This is a genomic window from Brevundimonas sp. Root1423, assembly GCF_001426805.1.
This window is the reverse complement of sequence record NZ_LMFL01000092.1, coordinates 1-1,053: the sequence shown is the minus strand read 5'-3', so window position 1 is coordinate 1,053 and position 1,053 is coordinate 1. Positions and strand designations below refer to the sequence as shown.

The following is a 1,053-nucleotide window of genomic DNA, read 5'->3' as shown; positions in this document are numbered from 1 at the left end:
GAGAGATTGTAGAGCGCCGGATGCTGTTCCGGCGTCGCCTCCTCGACCGGGAGAAACACGTGACCGCCGTCCCAGGTTTCAAGGTGATCGGGCGTCGTCTCGTCGTCGGTGCTCATGATTTCCAGATGAGAGCCAATGTTGTTGTTCATACCTACACCACGGCAACGCTCGGCGTTTCCGTTCCTGCCGAATCGAAGAACTTTGGCAACGCCGTTCGACGACCCACCCCGTGATTTCCAGCCTGCCGACCAGGGTCTGCTAATGACGACCGAGATTGGGCGGACGCATCAGCCGCCCAACCAGCCCGGCTCGATGAATTCGTTGGCTATTACTGAGCCCCGAACTGGAGCTGCGGCGGCCGGGTCGACTGCTGCAATTGCAGTCGCTCGGATTCGCGAAACGGAGGGTTCCAGTCAAGCCGCCTCAAACTTCTGCGGACTAGATGCGGACTAGCAAGCACCCAACCCGCCTCTGATCTGCGGCAATGTTACTCGTCAGTAATACCAGGGGAATCGAGAACCCCCTGGTTGGTGCCCGTTGACCGCTGTTGACTGCTGGCGAGATCGTTGTGATTCAGGGGGTGGCGCGTAGTCGGCAGCGTTGGCTAGGGACGAGCTACTTGGGTGCGATGGACTCCGTTGCGGACTTTCTGCAGACTAAGGATCCTGCTCAGGCGACGCGGGAAACTGGCTCACGCTCAGCGCTTCGCGACATGACGCTCTCGCCGTAATCACTGGCACTGTGGCACTCTGCGGGCTGCAACTCACTGCCGTCTTGGGCGCCTCACGTGAACGAATGCGGCACACACCTCGACCATTCGACCTTGGTTCTCGTATGTAAGTAGCGGCCAGCCTTCGACGATGCTGTCGCGGGTGCGCTGATGCCCGACGACTGATTCGAGCACGCGCGTGTAGGTCTCGCGCGTCCTTTGCAGGCTCTGCTGATGAACGAGGATGAGGACTACGGCCGACGTGTCGTGGACGTTTAGGTAACCGAAGAGTTGAGGATCTACGGCTTCGGCGATGACCCTGTGGCTCGTGGCCTTCTTCGACT

1 protein-coding gene is annotated in these 1,053 nt (G+C 59.9%); it reads right to left on the bottom strand.

The features are described from left to right. Positions 1 to 763: 763 nt before the first annotated feature. Positions 764 to 1,053: hypothetical protein (locus ASD25_RS32760; protein ID WP_235562924.1), on the bottom strand; the 290-nt coding region annotated here is incomplete at its 5' end.